This window comes from Streptomyces sp. SP17BM10 (genome assembly GCF_036322405.1).
Classification (GTDB): domain Bacteria; phylum Actinomycetota; class Actinomycetes; order Streptomycetales; family Streptomycetaceae; genus Kitasatospora.
This window is the reverse complement of sequence record NZ_JAQYXB010000647.1, coordinates 32,439-56,076: the sequence shown is the minus strand read 5'-3', so window position 1 is coordinate 56,076 and position 23,638 is coordinate 32,439. Positions and strand designations below refer to the sequence as shown.

The window sequence follows — 23,638 nt, the reverse complement described above, 5'->3', positions numbered from 1 at the left end:
AGGCTAGGCCCTGCCGTCCCACTCGACCGGCCGCGGAGACGGCCTAGGCTGCGCGCAGGTGTTTGCGGGCGGCTTTCCGTACGGCGTCGCGGAGCTGGTCGCGGTCCATGGTGGACCGGTGCGGGATCTCCAGGGCGGTGGCGCGCTTGTACAGCTCCGCCTTGGTGAGTCCGTCGAGGTCCTCCTCCTTCGCGGTGACGCGCTTCTTCGGCGCGCTCCCGGCCTTGGCCGTCCGCGTCGACGTGGACTTCTTGCCGGGCGCGGCCTTGGGGGTGCGCTGCGTGCGGGTGCGCTGCGTGCCCGCACCCTTGCCCTCCTTGGCGCCCTCCAGGCTGCGGCGCAGGACGTCCATGAGGTCGACGACGTTGGTGGCCTCGGCCGGCGGGCCCTCGGAGACGGCGATCTCGCGGCCGGCGGCCTTGTCCTCGACGAGCTTGCGGACCTCCTCGGCGAAGGTGTCCCGGTACGCGTCCGGGTCCCAGTCCACTTCGAGCATGCCGATCAGCTGCTGCGCCGTGTCGAGCTCCCGGGCGGTGGGTTTCACGTCGTCGCCCGGGAGGCCGTCGATCTCCCGCCGCGGGTCGCGGACCTCGTCGGCGAAGTGCATCGTGTGCAGCTCCAGCAGCCCGTCGTCGGCCCGCACCGCGGTCAGGTACTCCTTGCCGCGCATCGCGAACATCGCCAGCCCGGCCCGGTTCGACCGCTCCAGCGAGGCCGCCAGCAGCGCGTAGATCTTCGCGTACTCGGCCGAGCGCGGCCCGAGGTAGTAGGTGCGGTCGAAGAAGATCGGGTCGACCCGCTCCAGGTCGACGAAGCCGGAGATGTCGATCGTCTTCGACCGGCCGGGCGAGATCCGCTCCAGTTCCTCCGGTTCGACGATGACGTACTCGCCCTCGGTGAGCTCGTAGCCCTTGACGATCTCGTCGTACGGGACCTCCTTGCCGGTGCGCTCGTTGACCCGCCTGTTGCGGACCCGGTCCGACGTGCCCCGCTGGAGCTGGTGGAAGCGCACCGAGTGGTCCTCGGTCGCCGTGTACAGCGCGACGGGCACGGTGACCAGGCCGAAGGTGAGCACTCCCGTCCACACCGGTCTCGCCATGGCCGTCTCCCTTCCGCCGTCCGCCGTCCTCTCCCGGCTCCGGTTTCGCGGGGCGGACGACGTCCTGCTCAGCTCGTTCCCGCACGTGGACGGTCGAATCCGTCCCGGGCGAATCGGCCGGGAGTGCCGGACGGACGGGTCCGGGCTCTGACCCCGGACTCTGACTCCGGGCGCCGAATCCGGGCGCCGTCAGCCGTCCCGGCCGCCGGGGTGCCATTCGGCGAGGGCGATCGTGGCGTCGTCGCGCAGGCGGTGGTCCTGGTGGGCGAGCAGCGAGTGGATCAGGTGGCGCAGGGCCTCGGGGGCGGGTTCACCGCTCGCCATGTGGCGGACCAGGGTGTCGGTCAGGCGCTCCTCGCCGAAGATCTCGCTGGTGGCCGAGCGGGCGTCGGTGACGCCGTCCGTGTAGACGAGGAGCCGGTCGCCGGGCTGGAGCCTGACGTGGTGGACGGGCTGCGGGCCGCGGTCGTGGAAGCCGAGGCCGAGGGGCAGTTCGGCCCGCCGTTCCAGGGCGCCCGCGACGACGTGCCGGCCGCGGATCAGCAGCGGCGCCGGGTGGCCGCAGTTGATCCAGGCGAGTTCGCCGGTGGCCGCGTCCAGATCGGCCACGACGGCGGTGAGCAGCCGGTCGGGGATCCAGCGGCCCAGGGTGCGGTCGATGGCCTGCGCGATCGCCGCGAGGTCGCCGCCGGCCCGGCGGGTGCTGCGGCAGGCGGCCAGGGCGACGGAGCTGGCGCCGCCGGAGGCGAGGTCGTGCCCCATGGCGTCGAACACGGAGAGGTGGAGCCGCCCGCCCGCCACGGAGTGGTCGAAGGCGTCCCCGCCGACCTCGTAGGCGGGTTCGAGGACGGCGCTGGAGGTGAGGTCCCGGGTGCCGATGGTGCGCGGTGGCAGGAAGGCCCACAGGAGTTCGGCCGACAGGCTCATCGGCCGGTCACGCGTCGTGCGGACGAGCGCGTCGCTGTACGCGCCCTTGGAGAGCACCAGCAGGGCGACGAGCGCGGCCAGGGCCTCCCAGCGATCGGTCTCCTCCGGCTCCCGCGTCCGGAACTCGACGCACAGCACGCCGATCCGCTCGATGCCGTCGACCAGGGGGAACCAGCCGACCGGGGGCGGCCCCGCGGAGAGCCGGGTGCGCTGGAGCCGGTAGGCGCGGCCCGCGAGGGTGGTCTCGACGTCGAGGCGGTCGCCCGGGTCGCCGGTCCGCGGGTCAGGCAGCGGTACGAGGTGCCGCTGCTGGACGTCCGCCAGGAACACCCGCGTTCCCGTCCCGCCCAGGGCACGGACCGCGTCCTGCACCAGGCCGGGCAGGTCGCCCGGTCCGCTCGCCCGGGACCGGGCCAGCAGCCGCGACAGGACTGCGCCCAGCACCTTCTCTTCGCTCTGCGACACCTGGCACCTCCCGTCGCGGTCGCGCCTACCCACGCACGGCCCGGCCGCACACGGTGGTCACCTCCGAAACGGGAATCGCCGGGGACCGCTCCGGCCACCCGGCGCCCGGACCGGCGGACGACGGCGAGGTTTCGCCGGGCCGGGCCCGGTTAGCCGCACCTGCGAAGGACACCGAGCCACCGACGATCCGACGAACCGAGGCTGCCATGACCGCGTTCGGCTACTTCCTGTCCTGCGAGGAGTTCACCCCCGCCCAGCTGGTCGAGCAGGCCCGGCTGGCGGAGCGGGCCGGTTTCACCCGGCTGGCGATCTCCGACCACTACCACCCGTGGAACGACGCCCAGGGCAGCAGCCCGTTCGTGTGGGGCGTGATCGGCGCGCTCTCGCAGGTCACCCGGCTGCCGGTGACGACGCTGGTGACCTGCCCGAACGTCCGGCTGCACCCGGCCGTCGTCGCCCAGGCGGCGGCGACGGCGGACGTGCAGCTGGCGGGCGGTCTGCGGCTCGGCGTCGGCACCGGCGAGGCGCTGAACGAGCACGTGCTGGGCGACCGTTGGCCGCCGTTCGACGTGCGCACGGAGATGCTGGAGGAGGCCGTCGCCGTGATGCGCGAACTGTTCACCGGCGGCCTCGTCAGCCACCAGGGCGCGCACTACACCGTCGAGAACGCCCGGCTCTACACGCCGCCGCAGGACGGGCGCCTGCCCGTGTACGTCTCGGCGTTCGGCCCCAAGGCCGCCGAGGCGGCGGCCGAGTACGCGGACGGTCTCGTCACGATGACCCCGGACACCGAACTCGTCGGGCGCTACCGGGCGGCGGGCGGCACCGGGCCGGTGCTCGGCGGCGTGAAGGTGTGCTGGTCACCGGACCGGGAGCGGGCGGTCAAGACCGTCCACCGGCTCTGGCCCAGCGAGCTGCTGCCCGGCGAGCTCGCCCAAGTGCTGCCCACGCCGAGCCACTTCGAGCAGGCCACCGAGCTGGTCACCGAGGAGATGGTCGCCGGGGCGGTCACCTGCGGCGACGACCCCCGGGAGCACGCCGACCGGCTGCGCGGATACGTCGACGCCGGGTTCGACGAGGTGTACGTCGGCCAGATCGGCCAGGAGCAGGAGGGGTTCTTCGACTTCTACCGCGAGCAGGTCCTGCCGCAGCTCGCATGACCGGCGACACACCACAGGAGGTGGGTAGTTGAGCACACCCGGCACCGCCCCCGCCCCGCACGCCCTGCGGGACTACGCCCTGCTCGCCGACGGACGACGAGGCGCCCTTCTCGGCCCCCGCGGCGACCTCGTGTGGATGTGCGCCCCCGGTTGGGAGGACGACGCCGTCTTCGCCGCCCTCATCGGCGGCGCCGGATGGTACTCCGTCACTCCCGCCGAACCGTTCGTCTGGGGCGGCTACTACGAGCCGGGCAGCCTCGTCTGGCGCAGCCGCTGGATCACCACGGACGGGATCGTCGAGTGCCGCGAGGCCCTCGCCGGGCCTGGCGACCCGCACCGCGCCGTCCTGCTGCGCCGGATCGAGGCCGTCCACGGGGACGCCCGGGTGGAGGTCCACCTGCGCCCGGCGGCCGGCTTCGGCGCCCACCCCCTGCACGAGCTGCACCGCGACGAGCGGGGCGCCTGGACGGGCCGCACCGGAGGCCTGCACGTACGCCTGACCGGTGCACCCGACGCCCGGCCCGACGGCTCCGCCCTGCGCACCGCGGTGCTCCTGGAGGCCGGCGGCCGACGGGACCTCGTCCTGGAGATCTCCGACCGGCCCCTGCCGCCTCCCGCCCCGGCGGACTCCCTGTGGCGGGCGACCGAGGCCCATTGGACGGCCTGCGTGCCCGAGCTGCCCGGTGTCGTGGGGCAGCGGGACGCCCGCCACGCCCACGCCGTCCTGGCCGGTCTGACCGGCCCCGGCGGCGGTACGGTGGCCGCCGCCACGACGAGCCTGCCGGAGCGCGCGGAGCAGGGGCGCAACTACGACTACCGCTACGTGTGGGTGCGCGACCAGGCGTACATCGGCCAGGCCGCCGCGGCCGCCGGCGTGCACGAGCTGCTGGACGGCTCCGTCCGGTTCGTCACCGCCCGGCTGCTGGCGGACGGCCCGGAGCTCGCCCCCGCCTACACGGCCACCGGCGGGCCCGTACCGGACCAGCGCACCCTGGACCTGCCCGGCTACCCGGGCGGCTTCGACGTCGTCGGCAACCACGTCAACCGCCAGTTCCAGCTGGACGTGTTCGGCGAGGGCCTGCTCCTGCTCGCCGCCGCGGCCCGCCACGACCGCTTGGACGCGGACGGCTGGCGGGCGGCGCTCACCGCCGCCGACGCGATCGCCGCCCGGCACCGCGAGCCGGACGCCGGCATCTGGGAGCTGGACGCCGACCGCTGGACCCACAGCCGCCTGATCTGCGCCGCCGGGCTGCGCGCGATCGCCGCCGTCCCCGGCGCGGGCGGCGGGCGCGCGGCCCGCTGGGAGGCGCTGGCGGACCTGATCGTCGCCGAGGCCTGCGCCGACTGCCTGCACCCGGACGGCCACTGGCAGCGCTCACCCGGCCGGACCGGCGTGGACGCGGCCCTCCTGCTGCCGCCCCTGCGCGGCGCGCTGCCGGCCGACGACCCCCGCACCACGGCCACGCTGCGCGCCGTCCGGGAGGAGCTCGGGCAGGACCACTTCCTCTACCGCTTCCGCCACGACCAGCGGCCCCTGGAGGACGCCGAAGGAGCGTTCCTGCTGTGCGGCTTCCTCATGGCGCTCGCCGAGCACCGCCAGCGGAACGACGGCGAGGCGTTCCGCTGGTTCGAGCGCAACCGCGCCGCCTGCGGCCCGGCCGGCCTGTACGCGGAGGAGTTCGACGTCGCCCAGCGCCAGCTGCGCGGCAACCTCCCGCAGTCCTTCGTCCACGCGCTGCTGCTGGAGTCCGCCGCCACCCTCACCCCCGGCCCCACCCCCGGCCGATGACCGCCGGAGTCGCACGGGCCGTGGCGGGCGCGCAGGATGGGCCCATGGGTGAGAGGCACTCCAGCGAGCCGCGGGCCCCGATCGGCCGGACAGAAGCGCGGCGGCTGACCGACGACCTGCGCGCGGCGGTCGCCGACCCCCGGACGTCGGTCCTGGAGCTGACCGGCCGGGTGGACGCCGCCCACCGCGGCCGGGCCTGGGAGGCGCTCGGGCACGGCTCCTGGGGCGCCTACGCGATGGCCGAGCTCGGGGTCACCCGACCCACGGCCTACCGGCTGCTCGACCTCACGGCGGTGGCCGAGGCGGTCGGGGCCACCGTGGAGCGGGAGGTGGGCGTCTCGGCGGCCCACGTGTGGGACGACTGGCCGGTCCTGTCCGTCCAGGCCGTCGTCGACCTGCGCGGCCGGCTGGCCGAGCTCACCGACCTGCTCGCGGAACGACTCGACCCGCTCCGCCCTCGGGAGGGCGGCGCACCGCCGGATCCGGCGCAGGTCGGCACCGCGGTCGCCGACGCCGTCGCGGAGCTCCGCGAGCGCCCGGACGTGCCGCCCGCCGACCTCCGGAGCGTCCCGGGCCCGGACGGCTGCGACGTCGAGGCCTGGCGCGCCGTCGTGGCCGAGGGCCTGCACGCGCAGGAACGGGTGCTGGACGGCTTCCGCGACCTCGGCCTGCTCGCCCTGCGCATGGCGCCGGGATACCTCTCCGACCACGACGCGGAGCCGGTCCTGCACCTCCTCGCCAAGGAGACCGGCAGCACCATCGAGGAACTCCTCGCCTGCCGCCGCTACGCGCTGACCGGCGACCCCCGGGCGATCGAGGGGCACTGACCCGGCTCCCGGGGACCGCCGGAGGCGGACAGGAAGCCGCCCGCCACGGTCGGTGATCGTGGCGGGCGGATCCGGCAGGGCGGGGCGCTCAGTGCTTCATCGCGTCCTTGGCCTTCTGACCCGCCTGGGAGAGGTCACCCTTGACCTGCTCCGCCTTGCCCTTGGCGGTGAGCCGCTCGTTCCCGACCGCCTTGCCGGCTGCTTCCTTGGCCTTGCCCTTCGCGGTCTCGGCGGTGTGTGCGACCTTCTTGCCTGCGCTCACGGCTTCCTCCTCGTCGGTTCGTGGTCCCATGTCGCGTGTGCCCGGAATCCTCCGAATAATCCTCCTCTTGTCATGAAATCCGGCGGATCCGGCTCAGGGGCCGGAGCCGAGCAGCGGGCCGAGCGGGCCGAGGTCGATGTCGAGGTCCTCGGGAGCGAGGCCGAAGTGATCGCGCAGCTCGTCCATCCGCTGTTCCAGGGCCATCAGCGTCACGCCCAGGGCCTCGACCTGGTCCTCGCTCAGGTCACCCTCGTCGATGCGGCGCAGCGCCTGCCGCTCCATGAGCTCCCGCAGGAGCTCGACCACGGTGAGGACGAGGCAGGCGAGGTCCCGGCCCACCGTCTCCGGGTCGACGGCGACGCGCCGGGCGACGCGGGCACCGCGGGGATCCTCCGGCGGCCGCGCGGTCACGGCGACTCCTCGTCCCGGACGGTCGCGGTGCCTTCGACGGTCCGGGTCGCGGACCGCACGGAGGCCACCAGCGCCCGCAGACTGATCCTGACGAGGTCCACGTCGGCGATGGCGAGGGTGATCTCGCCCGCGATGACCACGCCGCCCGCCAGTACGCGGTCGAGGAGGTCGACGAGCGCGACGCGCTCCGCGCCGACCGGGTAGTCCACGCCGACCGGGTAGGGGGCGCGCGAGCGGTCCGCGGCCCGTCGGTCCGGGGTGTTCATCACACCTCCCCCGGGTCGGCGAACGAATAGGGCGGCCACGGGCCGGTGAGTTCCAGGCGGAGGCGGGGGTGACCCTCCGCGATGTCGGCCACGGCATCCGCAAGGCGCTTCCCGTCGACGAGGTCGACGAGGTAGGAGCCGTTGAGGACCATGGGCTCGGCGCGGCCGCTCGTCTCCGCGGACTGAGGCGGGTGCAGGGCCGCCGCCACCGCCAGTCCGGCGAGCTGCGCGTGGATGCTCCCCGCATCGTCCGAAGCCTGGCGCAGGGTCTCCTCGCGCTGCTGCCGCCGGGCCCTGCGGCGCAGCAGGTAGGCCGTGCCGGGCCGGTCCCCGTCGTCGGGGCCGGTCTCCTCCTCCGGTGCCGGCGGCCGGTCGGTGAGGTACGCCTTGACGCCCCATTCCGTCCGCCCGTCGATCCGCCGGAGCGCCTCGGCCAGCTCGTCGTGGCGCTCGCGGAGGAGTGCCTGGGCCCGGGCGTCGTCGTGGTAGAGCGTGGCGAAGCGCAAGGGCAGGGCCGGGCCCGTGGCGGCGAGGGCCTCGACCACCCGGTGGTGGGCGCGGACGGCGTGTTCCAGCCAGACCGGGTCCTCCAGGTGGGCGTGCAGGGGCCGCTCGTCGAAGTCGGCCCGCGGTACCGAGCCGACCACGGCCGCGAGGGCGGGCCCGCTCAGCGTGCGGAGGGGCTCCGCCGCGACACCCCGCACGTCGGGAGGGGGGCGCCGGTCGGCCGGGACGATGGCGTAGAGCCACGTCACGTGGGTCATGGCTCCCTCCCTGCACGCGGCGGACGACGCCGCGTGGACGGGGCCGGTGCCTCATCGGCGCGGCCGGTGGGTGCGGGACGCTCCGACTCGCTCGCGGCGGCCTCCAGTTCACCGATCCGCTCGCGCAGGCGCCGGTTCTCCACCGCGAGGTCGCGCCGGCCGGAGGAGAGGCCGGGATCGTGTTCCCACCAGTCGATGCCCATCTCGCGGGCGCGGTCGACGGAGGCGACGAGGAGTCTGATCCTGATCGTCAGCAGCTCGATGTCCAGCAGGTTCACGCGGATGTCCCCCGCGATGACGATGCCCTTGTCGAGGACCCGTTCGAGGAGGTCGGCGAGGTTGGCCGGCTGCGGGGCGGGCGACGTGCGGTAGCCGACCGGCAGCGGTGGTCCGAAGTCGCGTCCGTTCACGGCGTCTCCCCGGGGTCGACGTGGCCGCGGTGGTAGCGGCGTTCGCGGTGGTAGGACACGAGACCTCCCCGTTCGTCCAGGACGACCTGGTAGACGGCCAGGATGTCGGTGGAGTCGGGGACGCGGCGGGATTCCAGGACCTCGATCCCGATCCGCCACCCTTCCCCGTCGCGTTCCAGCGAGGTGACGCCTTCGGGTGGGTTCCCGGTGAGTTCCTGCACCTGGCGGGCGGCCCGGGCGGCGACCTGGCGCGCGCTCAGAGGGGTCCGGGTGCGCTTCGGGGGGTCGGTCCGGTCCGGTTCGGCGGGCGCGTGCCTGCTCCGCCCGGAAGCGGGTTCGCGGTGCTCACCGTCGGCGGCGGCGGTGCGGCGACGCGGCGCCGTCGCGCGGTCGGCGGGCCGACGCGCGCGGGGCTCTGGCTCGGGCACGGCTCACACCTCCCGCCCACCGCTCGTCCTCCTGGACTCCCAGAGCCGTCCGACCAGTTCCTCCTCCTGCCGGTCGGCCTCCTCCGGGCTGAGGGCGCCGCTGCGGCGGGCTTCCTCCAGCTCGGCCAGGCGCCGGCGGACGATCGCCGGGTCGTCCAGCTCGCGGCGGGCCTGGGCGTACAGTTGCTCGGTCACCCACACCACGCCGCGCACGGGCGCGAGCGGCAGGGTGAGGAGCCCGGTGATCAGGCCCATGGGCCGGACACCTCCTCGGAAGCGCCGCCGACGGCCGTGGGCGCGAAGTCGTAGGGGGCCAGCGGGCCGAGGAGGCGGATGCCGATCCGCCCGGCCCAGCCGCGCGCCAGGTCCTCCGCCTCGGCCTCGAAGCGCGCCCACCGGGTGTGGTGGACCAGGAAGGACACGTCGATCGGCTGGTCGAGGTCCGTGCCCGGACCCTTGACCACGGAGACGGCGAGCGGGCCGAGGGTGTCGACCAGCTGACCTACGTCGGCCTCGCCGCGGTCGGCGATCTCCTGGGCCACCAGTTCACCCAACCGGAGCCGGTCGTAGTGGGCGGCGTCCTCCGGCAGCGACGCGGTCCGCTCCCGGAGGGCGGCGATGTCGGGCCGGGCGGCGAGGACGTCCCGCAGCACCCGGTCCTCGACGTACGACCCGCGCAGCGTGTACTGGGCGAGGCCGCGCAGGCTCTCCAGCGCGGTGGCGAAGTCCTCCTCGGACGGGCCGAGGAGTTCCTCCGCCACGGCCCGGCGGCCGTCGACCACCGAGCCGAACCGGAACGGCAGCACGGGGACCCGGGTCGAGACGACCGAGTCCAGCACCCGGGCGTGTGCGCGGAGGTCGTCCGGCGTGCCCAGGGGCTTGGTCGGATCGACCTCGCTGACCAGCGCGGCGACCCGTCCGCGCGGGAGCAGTTCGACTGCTGCCGGGGGCGTGCCCACCCCGCGGACGGCCGTGGGCGCGGCGGCGTCGGCGGGGACGATCCCGTAGACGTAGCAGGCCGGTCCGGTCTCGCCGGCGGCCGGTGTGTCGCGGTTCACCGCTCACGCTCCCTGCGCTCGGTGGAGGACCGAGACCGGCGCCGCGGCCGTTCCTGCGGTTCCTCCTCCTCGTCCTCGTCCTCGCCTTCACGGCCGCGGACGTGGTCGATCACCTCGCCGACGCTCTCCTTGACGCCCTCCAGGGCGCCGCGGGTCTTGCGGCGGGCACCGCCCTGCCGCATGTCGTCCATCAGCTCCGGCAGGCCCTCCGAGCGGTCCTGCTTCAGGTCGAGGCGGTTGACCGCCTCGGCGAAGCGCAGGTAGGTGTCCACGCTCGCGATCACGATCCGCGCGTCGATCGTGAGCAGCTCGATGCCGACGAGCGAGACGCGGACGTAGACGTCGATGACCAGGCCCTTGTCGAGGATCAGGTCGAGGACGTCCGCCAGGCCGCTCGGGGAGGGGCGGTCCAGGTAGTGGCCGGTCCTGGGGGCTACCGTCATCGTCCTCACCTACCGCTCCGGGCGGGGGCCCGGCGGCGGCCACGCGGCCGTTCGTCGTCTTCCTCGTCCTCGGGTTCGTCCTCCTCCGGCTCTTCCTCGTCCGGCTCGTCCTCGTACTCGTCGTCGTAGTCGTCGGCCTCCTCGTCGGCCTCCTCGTCGTCCTCCTCGAGGTCCTCGTCCGCGTAGTCCTCGTCGTACTCGTCCTCCGCGTCCGGCTCCTCCTCGTAGTCCTCGTCCTCGTCGCCCTGCTCGTGCTCCTCGTCTTCGGTGTCTTCGGTGTCTTCGGCGCCTTCGGCGTCTTCGGGTTCTTCCGACTCGTCCGTTTCCGGCTCCTGATCGGACTGCTCCTCTTCCAGGGCGTCCTCGTGCGAACGGACGACCTCGCTGTCGCGGATCTCGCCGCGCCAGCCCTCGACGCTGTCGGGATCGAGGATCGTCCGGGTCATCACGTGCCGGCGGAAGTGCTTGAGCTCCAGGCGCACCCGCCGTCCCTGGGCTCGCCAGATGTTGCCGGTCCGCTCGAACAGGCCCTGGGGGTGGTATTCGAGGACCAGGATGATCTTGGTGAGGTTGGGCGCGAGTTCGTGGAAGGTGACCGTGCCGTCGACATGACCCTTGTCGCCCTTGGAGCGCCACACGATCGTCTCGTCCGGGACCTGTTCGACGATGGTCGACTCCCAGGTGCGGTGGGAGAGGAAGATCCCGGCCTTCCACCTGAGCTTCTCGTCGGACTCCTGGTCGACGCTCTCCAGTCGCTTCGTGAACTTCGGGAAGTCCTGGAACTGCGTCCACTGGTTGTAGGCGACCCGCACCGGCACGCCGACGTTGATCTCCTCCACGATGTTGGTGACCTTGGTCTCCTTGCCGCCGCCGCCCTTCTTCCCGCCCCCGGACGAGAAGAGGCCGTTGGACACGAGGCTCTTCACCCCGGCCGCGCCGGCCCCGAGGAGCTTGCCGACCGGGAGGCCTCCGCCGCCCCCGCCGCCCCCGTTCTCCGTGTAGTCGACGAGCCGGTCCGCGAGATCGGCGACCCGGTCGCCGGCCGCCGCGACGGCACGCTCGCCCAGCGCGGACACGAAGTCCCGCGTCTGCTCCAACAGTCGCTCGGTGGGCAGGGCTTCGAGGACGTCGCCGATCCCGCCGATTTCCGGCTGAGCTGATTGCTTGGCCATCGTCGTCACCCCGACTTCCGTGCGGACGCCCGCGATCCGGCCGTCTTGCGGGCCGGGGCACTCGTCTTCTTCGCGGCCGGGGAGGCCGCGGTCTTGCGGGTGGAGCCCGTGCGCGGGGCGGCCTTCTTCGCAGGTGCCTTCGCCGGCGCCTTCGCCGGCGCCTTCGCCGACGTCCTCGCCGACGTCTTCGCCGGCGTCTTCGCCGTGCTCCTACGGGTCGACGTGCCCGTGCCGGAACGCTTGGTCGCCGTCCGCGACCGCGACGAACCGCCGGTGGACGGGGTCTTCCGGGAGGACGTGCCCGAGCGGGTGCTCCGGGGCTTCGCGGAGTCCTCGTTCTCCTCCTGCTCCTCCTGCTCCTCGTTCTCCTCCTGCTCCTCCTGCTCCTCCTCCTGCGGTTCCTCCTCTTCGGGCTCTTCGTCGTCCTCGCGCTGCCCCTTCGCCTCGCGCAGGGCCTCGGTCCGTTGTTCCAGTCGGTCGGTCAGCGCGCCGACGCGCCGGGATGCGGCGGCCACGGCCGCCTTCTTGCCCGCGCTCGCCAGCTCGCCCCGCACGTCGCCCACCACCCGCCGCAGCTGCGGCGAGGATTCGAGGAGCTGCGCGACCGCGGTTCCCGGGCTGGCACCCAGTTTCTTGCCGGCCGCCATGCCGGCGAGCGCCAGCGCCCATCGGGCTTTGTGCATCCGCCCGAGGAGGTAGCCGGCGCCCACCGCAGCGGCGAGTTTCGCGTTGTTCATGGTCCGTCCCTGGATGGGAGGGTGTGACCGGGAGCCTTCGGTTCGCAAACCAACGGCCCGGCTCGGTGACCCCGTCGCCTACCCCTCGGGGCCGGATGGAAACGGCGCAACGTCACCACGATCCCGGCCGGTTCCACCGCGGTCCGCTCAGACCTCGTCCTCCAGGCGGATCGCGTGCTCCAGTTCCTTCCTGACCTCGCCACGGTCGCCCTCCTCCTCCGCCAGGAGGGCCGCCGCTATCGCGTCGAGCTTGCGCTGGATCGCGTGCTCGGCCCGCCGCTCGGCGTTCTTGAGCAGCGCGAGCAGCAGCAGCGTCACCGCCGACATCATGTCGCCGACGAGGTGCTGCCACGAGGACGAGAGCCCGGCGACGTGGACGGCCACGAAGGCGACCACGAGCAGCACGCACAGGGAGTAGAACAACGGGGAACTGGTCAGGTTGGAGGCCCGCTCGGCCAGGCGAGCGAAGCTCCCCCGGCCGCGCTCGGCCGGGTGGCTCAGTGTCATGTCCCCGACCGCCCGTCAGTGGCCGAACAGGTGCCGGATCCGACCCCCGCGCGACGGCTGGGCCGGCATGCCGGTGTCGTCCCGACCGCCCTGCTCCGCGGCGCGTTCCTCCGGCCGGGCCGACACTTCACCGGCCACCGGTGCGTCCTCGACCGCCGGCCGGTCGTCGGCCGCGGGTGCGACGGGTTCCCCTCGACGTGCCCGCCGGGTCGGGTGCGCCCCCCGGTGGGCCGCGCCGCCCACTGCGGCACCCACCGGCCGCCGGGTCCGCCGGGCGAGCCCCATCAGGGCCAGTCCCAGGCAGAAGATCAGGCCGAGCGCCACGCCGGCCAGGAAGACGCCCAGGCTGTTGAGCGTCACCAGGTCGTTGCCCAGGACCGTCGCCTGGTACTCGGGCCCCCCGGCGAGGTTGTCCGCGATCAGCAGCCCGATGAACGCACCGGACGCCGACATCAGCAGAAGTCCTAGCAGCAACATGGCAATCCCTTTCGGTCCCGGTTCGATCTGCGTCGGGTCGCGCCTACCCGGGCCGCCGCGCCCCTAACGCTGCGCGACGGGCGGCCGGGCCGCCTGCTCGCGCAGCCGGTGGACCGCGAACGCCCTGCCGATGACCGGCTGTGCCACGTCGCGCACTGCGCCGACGCCGCCCGCGAGCGCGAACGGGAACCGTCCGGCCCGGAACACGCTCCGGCGGGTCCCCGTCGGCACGGGTTCACGCCGCGCGGGTCCCGGTCGCGCCCGGCGACCGTTCGGCCGGCACCCGGGCGAGCAGGCTGGCGTCCAGCCCGGCGAGCAGGTCGGCGGTGTCGCGGTGGACCTCGGCGGCGCCGCAGCCGAAGAGTTCCTGCGCGGCGAAGCCGCCGCTCTCCACGGCGACGCACGGCACCCCGGCCCGGCCCGCGGCGGTGACGTCCCACACCGTGTCGCCGACGAACACCGCGTCCGCGGGGTCGGTGCCCGCGCGGTCCAGCGCCGCGTGGACGAGGTCCGGCGCGGGCTTGGTCGCGGCGACGTCGTCGGCGGAGGTGGCGGCCGCGATCACGTCGTCGGCGCCCAGGGCGCGGCGCAGCACGGTGAGTTCGCGCTCGGAGGCGGAGCTGGCCAGGACGATCCGCCACCCGCGGGCGGCGCAGGCGCGCAGGAGTTCGGGGGCTCCGGGCAGCGGGGTGAGGACCGGCCAGTGGCTGGCGTAGAGGGCGTCGTGGGCGGCGGTGATGGCCTCGTCGTCCCCGTGGTCGCGGTGCTCGCCGAGGAGGTGGTCGAGCAGTTGGTCCCCGCCCATGCCGATGGCGCGGTGGACGCGGGCGGCGGGGACGGTCCGGTCGTACTGGCGCAGGGCCTCCCACCAGCTGAGGGCGTGCAGGTAGGCGGTGTCGAGCAGGGTGCCGTCGACGTCGAAGAGTGCCGCTGCGGTCTTCATCGTTCGTCCTTTCGGTCAGCCGGGCACGGTCGCGCGGACGCGGAAGGCGTGGGCGGCGCCGGTGGTTCGAGCAGCCGCAGGAGCGGCGGCCCGTGGCGCGCCGGCTCGTTCCGGCTGTCCGCGGTCGCCGCGTCGGTCCGGTTCCGCGTCGGGTGGTGGGTCATGGTGCCGGGCCTCTTCATGCGGTCCGGTACTCGTCGGCCCGGGCGGGTGCGAGGCGCAGTCCGTGGCCTGGGGCTCCGTCCGCGCCCGGGGTGACGGTGCCGCCGGCGGGGTCGAGGGTGCCGTCGAAGAGGAGCCTCTCGATCCTGACGTGATCGTGGAACCACTCCAGGTGGCGGCAGTTGGGGACGGCGGCGGCGGCGTGGGCGTGCAGGTGCGGGGCGCAGTGGGCGGAGATGTCCAGGCCGTGCGCTTCGGCGAGGGCGGCGGCGCGCAGCCAGGCGGTGAGGCCGCCGCAGCGGGTGGCGTCGGCCTGGAGGCAGTCGACGGTGGGGACCATGCGGGCGAAGTACGGGAGGTCGTAGCCGTATTCGCCCGCGGTGACGTCGGGGGTGACGGCGTCGCGGACGGCGCGCAGGCCGGTGAGGTCGTCGGAGGAGACGGGTTCCTCGAACCAGGTGACGCCTTCACCGGCGAGGGCGTGCCCGATCCGGACGGCCTGTTTGAGCCGGTACCCGCCGTTGGCGTCGGTGTAGAGCTCGACGCGGTCGCCGACGGTCCGCCGGGCGGCGCGGACGCGGTCGAGGTCGCGCCGTTCGCGGGTGCCCCAGGACTCGCCGATCTTGATCTTGACCCGGGGGATCCCCTGCCCGTCGGTCCAGCCCCGTAGTTGACGCTCCTGCTGCGCGGCGGAGTACGTGGTGAAGCCGCCGCTGCCGTAGATCCGGACGGGCCGGGCGGCGCCGCCGAGCAGCCGGGCGAGTGGCAGGCCGAGCAGGTGGCCCCGGAGGTCCCACAGGGCGAGGTCGACGGCCGAGATGGCTCCGGCGACCAGGCCGGGACGGCCCGTGTTCCGCACCGCCCGGCTCATGGCCTCCTGGGCGCCGGCGGTGTCGTGCGGGTCGCGGCCGGTCAGCAGCGGGGCGAGTTCGTCGCGGATGACGGCGGCCGTGGCGGGGGCGCCGTAGGTCCAGCCGAGGCCGGCGCGGCGGCCGCTGACGGCCTGCGCCAGGACGAGTGTGGTGTGGTCCCAGGCGATCGTGCCGTCCGCTTCCGGCGCGTCGGTGGGGACGGTGTAGACGCTGACGCCGATCCGCTCGATCCCGTCCATGCCGTCGTTCCCGTTCGCCCCTTTCATCCTGTTCGTCCCGTTCATGCGGGCGCCCGCAGTCCGCAGCGCTCCCCCGCGGCGAGCAGGCCGGCCGCGCGGTCGACCAGCGCCATGATGGTGAGCGCCGGGTTGGCGCTGCCCTGGGTCGGGAGCACGCTGCCGTCGGTGATCAGCAGGTTGGGCACGGCGAAGGTGCGCAGCCGGTGGTCGACCACGCCGCTCCGGTGGTCGGCGCCCATGCGGCAGCCGCCGACCAGGTGGGCGTAGCGGTCGATGGTGATGACCTCGCTCGCTCCGGCGGCGCGGAGGATGTCCTCCATGACCGTGCGGGCGGCGCGGATCAGCATCCGGTCGTTGTCGCACTGGGAGAAGGCGAACTCGGCCACGGGAAGCCCGCGCCGGTCGGTCTCGGCGGCGAGGGTGACCCGGTTGTCCGCCTGGGGCAGGAGTTCGGCCATGGCCCCGAGGGTGGCCCAGTGGACGTAGTCGGAGAGGTAGGTGCGCAGGTCGGCGCCCCAGTGCCCTTGGGCGACGACGTGTTCGGCCCAGGTGATGGGCAGGGGGGAGATGTTCTGGATCGTGAAGCCGCGCTTGTACGGCCGGTCGGCGCCCGTCTCGTAGTACTGCTCGGTGGAGACCTCCGGTGGCGGGGCCTTGTAGGCGCGGATCTCCTCGTCGAAGCGGCCGGAGGTCTGCGGCGCGCCCTGCACCATGACGTAGCGTCCGACGAGGTCGTGGTCGTTGCACAGGCCGTCGGGGAAGCGCTTGCAGGCGGAGTTGAGGAGCAGGCGCGGGGTCTCGATGGCGTAGCCGGCGACGGCCACCGTGCGGGCCCGTTGGAGGTGTTCGCGGCCGTGGTGGAAGTACCGCACGCCGCACGCGAGTCCGTCCGCGTCGAGTTCGACCCCGGAGGCCATGCAGTCCGCCCGGATCTCGGCGCCGTTCGCGAGGGCGTCGGGGACGTGGGTGATCAGCGGGGAGGCCTTGGCGTTGACCTTGCAGCCCTGGAGGCAGAAGCCCCGGTAGACGCAGTGCGGGCGGCGTCCGAAGCGGCCGTTGGTGATGGCGACGGGGCCGACGCGGGCCTCGATGCCGAGGGCGGCGGCGCCGCGCAGGAAGACCTCGCCGTTGCCGCCGACGGGGTGCGGCGGGTGCGGGTAGGGGTGCGGTTCGCCCCAGGGCCAGTACTGGCCGGCGACCGGGAGTTCGTACTCCAGACGTCGGTAGGAGTCGCGCAGGTCGGCGTACTCGAGCGGCCAGTCGACGCCGACGCCGTCGAGGCTGTGGGTGCGGAAGTCGGAAGGGTGGAAGCGGGGCGTGTAGCCGGCGAAGTGCACCATCGAACCGCCCACGCCCCGACCGGAGTTGTTGGAGCCGAGCGGGACGGGGTCGGTGCCCGAGATGACGCGGGGCTCGGTCCAGTAGAGGTGGTGCGAGCCGGCCTCGTCGCTGACCCAGTCGGCGAGCGGGTCCCAGAACGGCCCTGCCTCCAGGACGACGACGCTCCAGCCGCGCCTTGCCATCCGCTGGGCGAGCGTGGCGCCGCCGGCGCCGCAACCGACGATCAGCAGGTCGACCTCGTCGGAGTCGTCGAAGCGCCGCATGTCGCGCTTGAGCGTGTGGTCGAAGCCGTGTCCGTCGCGCGGCAGCAGCCAGGCGGAGGCGTTGGTGCGGCGGACCTCGCGCTGGGCGGCGGCGTTGGCGCGCACGGTCCCGGCGGCGGCGCGCAGGCGGGAGTGCCGGCCGGGGTCGGTGGCGGGCGGCAGCGGCCGCACCGGTTGGTGGTCGGGCGGCCGGGGCGGGCGGTTGCGGGCATCGGCGACCTCCCAGGGCTCGCGCTGGTCCTCGCCGAGGCGCAGGTAGCCGCGCGGGTGGGCCGGGCCGCCGAAGCCGATCTCGTTCCAGGCGGTGGGGTGGGCGTAGTAGGCGGTGCAGGCGTACCTGGTCCACAGGCTCCACACGTGCTTGGCGGGCATGCCGTGCCAGCGCTCGCCGGCCAGTTCCTGCACCCGGCCGACGAGCGCGCGCTGCTGGACTTCGGTGAGCGCGGCGAACGGGCCGTCCGCGTCCTCGTCAAGGGCTCGCAGGGAGCGCCGCCAGGCCTCGTCGTCCTCGGGCATGTCGGCGTAGCGCCAGCCGTCGGTCTGCAGTTCGGCGAGCCGGGCGTCGATCATCGCGAGCAGCGGGACGTCGGGGTGGTCGAGCAGCAGGTCCAGCAGGGCGCGGGCGGTGGCCTCCTCGGCGGGCGTGAAGAAGCGCAGGGGAGGTTGGGGGCCCGTCCTGGAGTACACGACGGCCGCCGTCTCGCGGTCCCATGCCGCGGCCTGGCCGAGCACGTCGTAGCCGGGGAAGCGGCCCTCGTAGGCGGGCGTCCGGTCCTCGGGAGCCTCAGGCATCGCGCGACTCCCGGCGCAGTATGGCGGCGACCAGCCCCATCCCTCCGACCATGCTCATCAACAGCGGTGCGAACAGCGGCGGTCCCATCTCGACGTTGTAGCGGGCCATCGCCCAGCCGCCGGGCTTCTCGGCGATGCCTCGGACGTGCAGGTACGTGCCCTGGACGCCGTTGGCGGTGATCGCGGCGGAGGCGAGGGGCAGCATCGTGTGCGCGGCCCGCGGGCTGACCGCGCCGGCCACCCCGGCCACCGCGCCGACCGGCCCGAGCCACACCGGCCACCACATGACGCGGTTGCCGAAGCCGGCCCGGTCGTGCTCCAGGTAGATCTCGGCGGCGGTGATCACCGAGCCCACCGCGGTGACCAGGGCGAGGGAGCGCTGGAACCGTCCGGTGCGGACGTTGCGCAGCACGAGGTCGACCCCTTCCCGGAGCGCGTCAGTGGTGCCCATGCCGACCCCCGAAGGAGGGCAGGATCTCCTGCAGCTTGGCCTTGAGCCCCTGACGGACCATCGCGGCGCGGTCGCTGTCGCCGCGCAGCACGGACGCGGTGGCGGCCTGGATCTGGTCCCAGGTCGCGTGCGGCGGGATCGGCGGCACGGCCGGGTCGGTGCGCAGCTCCAGCACGAACGGGCGGTCGGCGTTCAGCGCGTGCCGCCAGCCGTCGGCCACCTCGCCGGGGTCGGCCACCCGCTCGGCGCCGAGGCCCAGGGTGCGGGCGAAGCCCGCGTAGTCGACGTCCGGGAGCTCCTGCGAGGGCAGGAAGCTCGGTTCGCCCTCCATGGCCCGCATCTCCCACGTGACCTGGTTGAGGTCGCGGTTGTTGAGCACCGCCACCACCAGGCGCGGGTCCTGCCACTGCTGCCAGTACTTGGCGATCGTGATGAGCTCGGCGAGGCCGTTCATCTGCATCGCGCCGTCGCCGACGAGGGCGATGGCCGGGCGGTCCGGGTGGGCGAACTTGGCGCCGATCGCGTAGGGCACACCCGGGCCCATGGTGGCGAGCGTGCCGGACAGCGAGCCGCGCATGTCTCCGCGCAGGCGCAGGTGGCGGGCGTACCAGTTGGCGGCGGAGCCGGAGTCGGAGGTGACGATGGCGTCGTCGGGCAGCAGGTGGTCGAGTTCGTGGATCGCGTACTCGGGGTTGATCGGGTCGGCGGCGACCGCGGCCCGGCGCTCCATCACCTCCCACCAGCGCTCGGTGTTGTCGCACACGGTGCGCTGCCAGGTGCGGTCCTCCTTGCGGGCGAGCAGCGGCAGCAGCGCGTCGAGCGTGCGGGCCGCGTCGCCGACCAGGTTGACCTCGTACGGGTAGCGCAGCCCGACCATGAACGGGTCGAGGTCGATCTGCACCGCCCTGGCCTGCCCGAACTCGGGCAGGAACTGCGTGTAGGGGAAGCTGGAGCCGACGGTGAGCAGGGTGTCGCAGTCGCGCATCAGCTCGTAGGACGGGCGGGTGCCGAGCAGGCCGATGGACCCGGTGACGTACGGCAGGACGTCGGGCAGCGCGTCCTTGCCGAGCAGCGCCTTGGCGACGCCTGCGCCGAGCAGCTCGGCCGTCTCCTGGACCTGCCGCCGCGCGTTCCTGGCGCCCTGGCCGACGAGCATCGCGACCTTGCGGCCGGAGTTGAGCACGTCGGCGGCGCGGCGCAGCTCCTCCTGCTCGGGCACGACCGTCCAGCGCGGGTTGTCGAGGCTGGAGGGCACCATCTTGAACGCGTGCTCCGGCGGGCTGTAGTCGAGCTCCTGGACGTCGGCGGGCACGATGACGGCGGTGACGGTGTGCCGGGCGGCGGCGGTGCGCATCGCCCGGTCGAGGACGTTGGGCAGTTGCTCGGGGACGGTCACCATCTGGCAGTACTCGGCGGCGACGTCCTTGTAGAGGCTGAGCAGGTCGACCTCCTGCTGGTAGGAGCCGCCCATGGCGCTGCGGTTGGTCTGGCCGACGATCGCCACCACCGGCACGTGGTCGAGCTTGGCGTCGTACAGCCCGTTGAGCAGGTGGATCGCGCCCGGACCCGAGGTCGCCGCACACACCCCGACGCGTCCGGAGAACTTCGCGTAGCCGACCGCCTCGAACGCGGCCATCTCCTCGTGCCGGGCCTGGACGAACACCGGCCGGTTGTCGGCCCGGCCCCAGGCCGCGAGCAGCCCGTTGATGCCGTCACCGGGGTAGCCGAAGACGTACTCGACGTCCCAGTCGCGCAGCCGTTCCAGGATGTAGTCGGAAACCTTCGGGCTCACGGTGCTCCTCCTTCGCGTCCGCCGTGCAGGAACCCCCCGAGGCGCGGCTTTCCGCTCCCGCGATCGGGAAACGTGCCGTCTCCGGCGTTCAGCGGCTGCCCGGTAGGGGCGTGCTCACACGGCGGCGGCGCTGCGGCCTCACCGTCCGTCCTCCCCCGGGTTCCCGTTCTCCGGGCCCCCGTTATCCCGGCCCTCGTTCTCCGGGCCCCCGTTATCCCGGCCCTCGTTCTCCCGGCCCTCGCGGGCCCGGGCGAGGACACGGCCCGTCAGCGCGCCCGCGTACACGCAGTAACCGACGCCGATGAGCCAGGACTGGACGATCAGGACCGTGCCCACCGTGCCGTAGGACACCGCGTTGGACACCAGCAGCGGCGCGAACACGAGGCGGGAGAAGAGGTGGAGCCCCACCAGCGAGACGACGGTCGCGACCGACCCCGGGAACAGGTCGCGTGCCGGAACGCGGCCGGCGAGCAGCAGGTGCGGGAGCCACCAGAACAGCAGCAGGCCGCCGGCGATCGTGACGCCTATCCGGAAGGTCGGTTGCGCTCCGGAGGCGTGCCAGGGCGACCCGCTCCACGCGGCGAGCAGGATGTACGCCACGAGCGCGGCCAGTGCGAGCACCTGGCGCCAGACCGCGTGCCACGACCCGGGATCCGTCCGCCAGATCCGCTGGTAGACGCCCTGCACGGATCCCATCAGGGAGATCCCGAACACCGCCAGGGCGGCGAGACCGAAGCCCGTGGTCGTGCTGAGGACCTGGCCGCGCGAGGCGAACAGCCGGCGCACGGCCGCCGAACCCCGCCCGCGCACGCCGAGGGCGTCGATGATCCACTGCGCGATGCCGGCGCCGCGCTCGGGAAAGGCGGCGGCGATGACGATCAGCAACGGCACGAGCGTGACGAAGAAGAGCGCCGCGAACGCCATCGCGCGCTGGAGGACCTCGATCCTGCAGCCCTCGTCCCACACGTCCCGCGCCAGCCCCCTGAGGGCCCGCCACCAGGTACGCATCTCGCCGCCTCTCCGGGGCCGGTCGGGATTCCGCGACCGGTCCACGGCCGTCGGTCGACTCCGTCCGACCGGCTGCCCGCACCCGCCCGTGCGCGTGCCCGGGGCGGGTGCGGCAAAACCGGCGGTTTCCGACCCGACCGGCCGGGCACGCGCGGCGCATGAGAAGCACACGACCCGCACGGGCCGCGCGGCGGCGCCGCTACCTGCTGTGCCCGCCGGTCCACTTCGCGGTCGAGTACGCCATCAACCCGTGGATGGACCCGACCCGTCCGGCGGACCCCGGCACGGCGCTGCGGCAGTGGAACGAACTGCGCACCGCCCTGCGGGGCCTCGGGCACCGGGTCGAGCTCCTCGCCCCGCTGCCGGGGCTGCCGGACATGGTCTTCACGGCGAACGGCGCCACGGTCGTCGACGGCCGGGTCCTGGTGGCGCGCTTCCGGCACCGCGAGCGCGCGGCCGAGGCGCAGGCGCACCGGCGCTGGTTCCTCGCCTCGGGCTACCGGCCGGTCCACACCGCGGGCCCGGTCAACGAGGGAGAGGGCGACCTCCTGCTCGCCGGTCCGCGCATCCTGGCCGCCGCCGGCTTCCGGACGAGCCGGGCGGCCCACCGCGAGGCCCGTCGGATCCTGGGCCGCCCGGTGGTCACGCTCACCCTCGTGGACCCGCGCTTCTACCACCTCGACACGGCGCTCGCCGTCCTGGACGACGAGCGGATCATGTACTACCCGCCCGCGTTCGCGACCGCCAGCAGGCGCCTCCTGCGCGCCCTCTACCCGGACGCGATCCTCGCCTCGGCCGCGGACGCGGCGGTGTTCGGGCTCAACGCGGTGAGCGACGGCCGCCATGTCGTGCTCCCCGCCGCGGCGCGCGGACTGGCGGCCCGCCTCCACGCCGAGGGGTACGTTCCGGTACCGGTCCGGATGCCCGAACTCCTCAAAGGCGGCGGCGGGCCGAAGTGTTGCGTACTCGAACTGCGTCCGGCCTGACCGGCGCCTCAGTGCGACGGGCCGTCCGGCGGGTCCCCGGACGCCTCGTCCCACCAGCCGGGCGCGTCGCGGTCCTCCAGCTGTTCGCGCAGGCGGGCCAGGGTGGCGGTGAGGAGGCGGGACACGTGCATCTGGGAGACGCCGATCCGGTCGGCGATCTCGGACTGCGTCCGGCCGTCCCAGAAACGGAGCTTGAGCACGGTCTGCTCCCGCTCGGGCAGGTCGGCCAGCAGCGGGCGCACAGCAGTGCGGAAGTCGGCGAGTTCGATGGCGGGATCGCAGGCGCCGAGGCGGTCGAGCATCGCGCTGCCGCTCTCGTCGGTGTCCTGGTCGCGCAGCGCGTCCAGGGAGTTGGGTCGGTAGACCCGGCCGGCGACCAGGCCTTCGGTGGCCTCCTCGACGGTGAGGTCCAGGTCCTTCGCGATCTCCTCGGGCCGCGGGAGGCGGCCGAGCTCCTGCTCCAGGCGGTCGGAGCCGCGCGCGACGCTCAGGTAGAGCTCCTGCATGCTGCGGGGCACGCGGACCGGCCACGAGGTGTCGCGGAAGAACCGCTTGATCTCGCCGGCGATGGTGGGGATGGCGTAGGTGACGAACTCGACGCCGCGGTGCGGGTCGTAGCCGTCGACGGCCTTGATCAGGCCGATCGTGCCGACCTGGAGGATGTCCTCCATGTCCTCCGCGCGGTGGCGGAAGCGGGCCGCGATGAAGCGGACCAGGGGCATGTTGAGCTCGATGATCGTGCCGCGGACATAGCTGTAGTCGTGCGTCTCGCGGGCGAGACCGGCCAGGCGCTCGAACAGCGCGTCGCTCAGCTCGCGGGCCTCGGTCTTGCCCATCGCCCGCAGCTCCGCCTCGGTGTACCGGGGCGGCAGGTCGGACGCCGGCGGGGCGGACGGGGCCGCAGCGGTCGTCTGGTCAGCATGGTGCGGTGTCTCAAGGGGAATGGACACTTGCTTCTCCTGGGCATCGGGGCGAACGCCCCGCGACACGGGCTGAGGCTCGCGTGCCACGGGCTTCTTCCCCCAGGACCTGTGCCCGGCTTCTTCAAGCGAAGGTCCCGGTGGCACCCGGTGGGTGCCGGCGGGCGGCCGTCGGAACGGATGCGACCGCCGCACGAGACGTTCTACCCCGACACACGACATCGGATTCATGTTTCGACCGATTTATTGCAGTTTCTCCGGGTACACGCGATCGGGCAACCACTCCGACCGCGAGGAGGGACCGTCATGCCGCGAGGATCCAGCCCCAAGCGCGAGCGCCAGTACGAGCACATCAAGGAAAGCGCCCTCGACCGGGGGGAGAGCGAGAAGCGGGCGAAGGAGATCGCCGCCCGGACGGTCAACAAGGAGCGCGCCCGGCACGGCGAGTCGAAGACCGCGAGCCGCACCTCGATCCACGACATGTCCTCCGGCCGCCGAGGAGGTCAGCGCTCGCACAGCGGCTCCCGGGGTCCGACGTACGACCAGCTCTACAACGAGGCCAAACAGCGCCGCATCAAGGGCCGTTCGACGATGAACAAGCGCGAACTGGCGAACGCGCTCGGTCACTGAGCGCCCCGATCCCCGTCGATCACCGAGCAGGCCGATC

General features: G+C 73.8%; 28 protein-coding genes. 5 read left to right on the top strand and 23 right to left on the bottom strand.

Annotation, left to right across the window (positions count from 1 at the left end):
- Positions 1–43: 43 nt before the first annotated feature.
- Positions 44–1,099, bottom strand: coding sequence for a non-homologous end joining protein Ku (gene ku / locus PUR71_RS29810; protein ID WP_329930273.1), 1,056 nt, complete (start codon positions 1,097–1,099; stop codon positions 44–46).
- A 189-nt stretch (positions 1,100–1,288) separates the two neighbouring features.
- Complete coding sequence (locus PUR71_RS29805; RefSeq protein WP_329930272.1) at positions 1,289–2,491, bottom strand: PP2C family protein-serine/threonine phosphatase; 1,203 nt, start codon at positions 2,489–2,491, stop codon at positions 1,289–1,291.
- Positions 2,492–2,697: 206 nt separating this feature from the next.
- Here PUR71_RS29805 and PUR71_RS29800 point away from each other — a divergent pair, with 206 nt between their 5' ends.
- From PUR71_RS29800 to PUR71_RS29790, 3 genes are read left to right on the top strand one after another with little or no spacing between them, the layout of a single operon-like run.
- Complete coding sequence (locus PUR71_RS29800; RefSeq protein WP_329930271.1) at positions 2,698–3,651, top strand: TIGR03557 family F420-dependent LLM class oxidoreductase; 954 nt, start codon at positions 2,698–2,700, stop codon at positions 3,649–3,651.
- A 28-nt stretch (positions 3,652–3,679) separates the two neighbouring features.
- On the top strand, positions 3,680–5,440 hold the full coding sequence (locus tag PUR71_RS29795) for a glycoside hydrolase family 15 protein (protein ID WP_329930270.1): 1,761 nt from the start codon (positions 3,680–3,682) through the stop codon (positions 5,438–5,440).
- Between the two features lie 44 nt (positions 5,441–5,484).
- Positions 5,485–6,267, top strand: a complete 783-nt coding sequence (locus PUR71_RS29790; protein WP_329930269.1) for a hypothetical protein — start codon at positions 5,485–5,487, stop codon at positions 6,265–6,267.
- 88 nt (positions 6,268–6,355) lie between these two features.
- Here the strand turns inward: PUR71_RS29790 and PUR71_RS29785 are convergent, their stop codons facing one another.
- The 20 genes from PUR71_RS29785 to PUR71_RS29690 all read right to left on the bottom strand — a co-directional run bounded on the left by PUR71_RS29785 (position 6,356) and on the right by PUR71_RS29690 (position 21,065).
- Positions 6,356–6,529: a CsbD family protein gene (locus tag PUR71_RS29785; RefSeq protein WP_329930268.1), complete on the bottom strand. Its 174-nt coding sequence runs from the start codon at positions 6,527–6,529 to the stop codon at positions 6,356–6,358.
- A gap of 93 nt (positions 6,530–6,622) precedes the next feature.
- Complete coding sequence (locus PUR71_RS29780) at positions 6,623–6,940, bottom strand: gas vesicle protein K (RefSeq protein ID WP_329930267.1); 318 nt, start codon at positions 6,938–6,940, stop codon at positions 6,623–6,625.
- Positions 6,937–7,206: a gas vesicle protein gene (locus PUR71_RS29775; protein WP_329930266.1), complete on the bottom strand. Its 270-nt coding sequence runs from the start codon at positions 7,204–7,206 to the stop codon at positions 6,937–6,939. Before PUR71_RS29775 ends, PUR71_RS29780 begins: the two co-directional genes overlap by 4 nt.
- Positions 7,206–7,970, bottom strand: coding sequence for a GvpL/GvpF family gas vesicle protein (locus PUR71_RS29770; RefSeq protein ID WP_329930265.1), 765 nt, complete (start codon positions 7,968–7,970; stop codon positions 7,206–7,208). Before PUR71_RS29770 ends, PUR71_RS29775 begins: the two co-directional genes overlap by 1 nt.
- Positions 7,967–8,353 carry a gas vesicle protein gene (locus PUR71_RS29765; RefSeq protein ID WP_329930321.1) on the bottom strand — a complete coding sequence of 129 codons (387 nt, stop codon included), beginning with the start codon at positions 8,351–8,353 and terminating at the stop codon, positions 7,967–7,969. Before PUR71_RS29765 ends, PUR71_RS29770 begins: the two co-directional genes overlap by 4 nt.
- A 23-nt stretch (positions 8,354–8,376) precedes the next feature.
- On the bottom strand, positions 8,377–8,808 hold the full coding sequence (gene gvpO / locus PUR71_RS29760; RefSeq protein ID WP_329930264.1) for a gas vesicle protein GvpO: 432 nt from the start codon (positions 8,806–8,808) through the stop codon (positions 8,377–8,379).
- A 3-nt stretch (positions 8,809–8,811) separates the two neighbouring features.
- Positions 8,812–9,063 carry a gas vesicle protein GvpG gene (locus tag PUR71_RS29755; protein WP_329930263.1) on the bottom strand — a complete coding sequence of 84 codons (252 nt, stop codon included), beginning with the start codon at positions 9,061–9,063 and terminating at the stop codon, positions 8,812–8,814.
- A complete protein-coding gene (locus tag PUR71_RS29750; RefSeq protein ID WP_329930262.1) occupies positions 9,054–9,866 on the bottom strand; it encodes a GvpL/GvpF family gas vesicle protein in 813 nt (270 codons plus the stop codon). The genes PUR71_RS29755 and PUR71_RS29750 overlap by 10 nt, the downstream gene beginning before the upstream one ends.
- Entirely contained in the window at positions 9,863–10,309 is a 447-nt protein-coding gene (gvpJ, locus tag PUR71_RS29745; protein WP_329930261.1) for a gas vesicle protein GvpJ, read from the bottom strand. The genes PUR71_RS29750 and gvpJ overlap by 4 nt, the downstream gene beginning before the upstream one ends.
- 5 nt (positions 10,310–10,314) lie before the next feature.
- Positions 10,315–11,481: an SRPBCC family protein gene (locus tag PUR71_RS29740; RefSeq protein ID WP_329930260.1), complete on the bottom strand. Its 1,167-nt coding sequence runs from the start codon at positions 11,479–11,481 to the stop codon at positions 10,315–10,317.
- Between the two features lie 5 nt (positions 11,482–11,486).
- Complete coding sequence (locus PUR71_RS29735) at positions 11,487–12,218, bottom strand: hypothetical protein (protein WP_329930259.1); 732 nt, start codon at positions 12,216–12,218, stop codon at positions 11,487–11,489.
- A 147-nt stretch (positions 12,219–12,365) separates the two neighbouring features.
- Positions 12,366–12,725, bottom strand: coding sequence for a low affinity iron permease family protein (locus PUR71_RS29730; RefSeq protein WP_329930258.1), 360 nt, complete (start codon positions 12,723–12,725; stop codon positions 12,366–12,368).
- Positions 12,726–12,740: 15 nt separating this feature from the next.
- Positions 12,741–13,202 carry a hypothetical protein gene (locus tag PUR71_RS29725; protein WP_329930257.1) on the bottom strand — a complete coding sequence of 154 codons (462 nt, stop codon included), beginning with the start codon at positions 13,200–13,202 and terminating at the stop codon, positions 12,741–12,743.
- A gap of 63 nt (positions 13,203–13,265) precedes the next feature.
- On the bottom strand, positions 13,266–13,409 hold the full coding sequence (locus PUR71_RS29720) for a hypothetical protein (protein ID WP_329930256.1): 144 nt from the start codon (positions 13,407–13,409) through the stop codon (positions 13,266–13,268).
- Positions 13,410–13,437: 28 nt separating this feature from the next.
- Positions 13,438–14,145 carry an HAD family hydrolase gene (locus tag PUR71_RS29715; protein ID WP_329930255.1) on the bottom strand — a complete coding sequence of 236 codons (708 nt, stop codon included), beginning with the start codon at positions 14,143–14,145 and terminating at the stop codon, positions 13,438–13,440.
- Positions 14,146–14,323: 178 nt separating this feature from the next.
- On the bottom strand, positions 14,324–15,418 hold the full coding sequence (locus tag PUR71_RS29710) for an enolase C-terminal domain-like protein (RefSeq protein ID WP_329930254.1): 1,095 nt from the start codon (positions 15,416–15,418) through the stop codon (positions 14,324–14,326).
- A 41-nt stretch (positions 15,419–15,459) separates the two neighbouring features.
- Positions 15,460–17,814, bottom strand: a complete 2,355-nt coding sequence (locus PUR71_RS29705) for a GMC family oxidoreductase (protein ID WP_329930253.1) — start codon at positions 17,812–17,814, stop codon at positions 15,460–15,462.
- Positions 17,807–18,265, bottom strand: a complete 459-nt coding sequence (locus tag PUR71_RS29700; RefSeq protein ID WP_329930252.1) for a hypothetical protein — start codon at positions 18,263–18,265, stop codon at positions 17,807–17,809. The genes PUR71_RS29705 and PUR71_RS29700 overlap by 8 nt, the downstream gene beginning before the upstream one ends.
- On the bottom strand, positions 18,252–20,057 hold the full coding sequence (locus tag PUR71_RS29695) for a thiamine pyrophosphate-requiring protein (protein ID WP_329930251.1): 1,806 nt from the start codon (positions 20,055–20,057) through the stop codon (positions 18,252–18,254). The genes PUR71_RS29700 and PUR71_RS29695 overlap by 14 nt, the downstream gene beginning before the upstream one ends.
- 138 nt (positions 20,058–20,195) lie before the next feature.
- Positions 20,196–21,065: a ribonuclease BN gene (locus PUR71_RS29690; protein WP_329930250.1), complete on the bottom strand. Its 870-nt coding sequence runs from the start codon at positions 21,063–21,065 to the stop codon at positions 20,196–20,198.
- Between the two features lie 158 nt (positions 21,066–21,223).
- On the opposite strand from PUR71_RS29690, the gene ddaH reads away from it, so the two are divergent.
- Positions 21,224–22,051, top strand: coding sequence for a dimethylargininase (gene ddaH, locus PUR71_RS29685; protein ID WP_329930249.1), 828 nt, complete (start codon positions 21,224–21,226; stop codon positions 22,049–22,051).
- Between the two features lie 8 nt (positions 22,052–22,059).
- On the opposite strand, the gene PUR71_RS29680 is transcribed toward ddaH, so the two are convergent.
- Positions 22,060–23,001 (bottom strand): SigB/SigF/SigG family RNA polymerase sigma factor, encoded by a 942-nt coding sequence (locus PUR71_RS29680; protein WP_329930248.1) that lies wholly within the window; start codon positions 22,999–23,001, stop codon positions 22,060–22,062.
- Positions 23,002–23,277: 276 nt separating this feature from the next.
- On the opposite strand from PUR71_RS29680, the gene PUR71_RS29675 reads away from it, so the two are divergent.
- Positions 23,278–23,601, top strand: a complete 324-nt coding sequence (locus PUR71_RS29675) for a plasmid stabilization protein (RefSeq protein WP_329930247.1) — start codon at positions 23,278–23,280, stop codon at positions 23,599–23,601.
- Positions 23,602–23,638 lie beyond the last annotated feature (37 nt).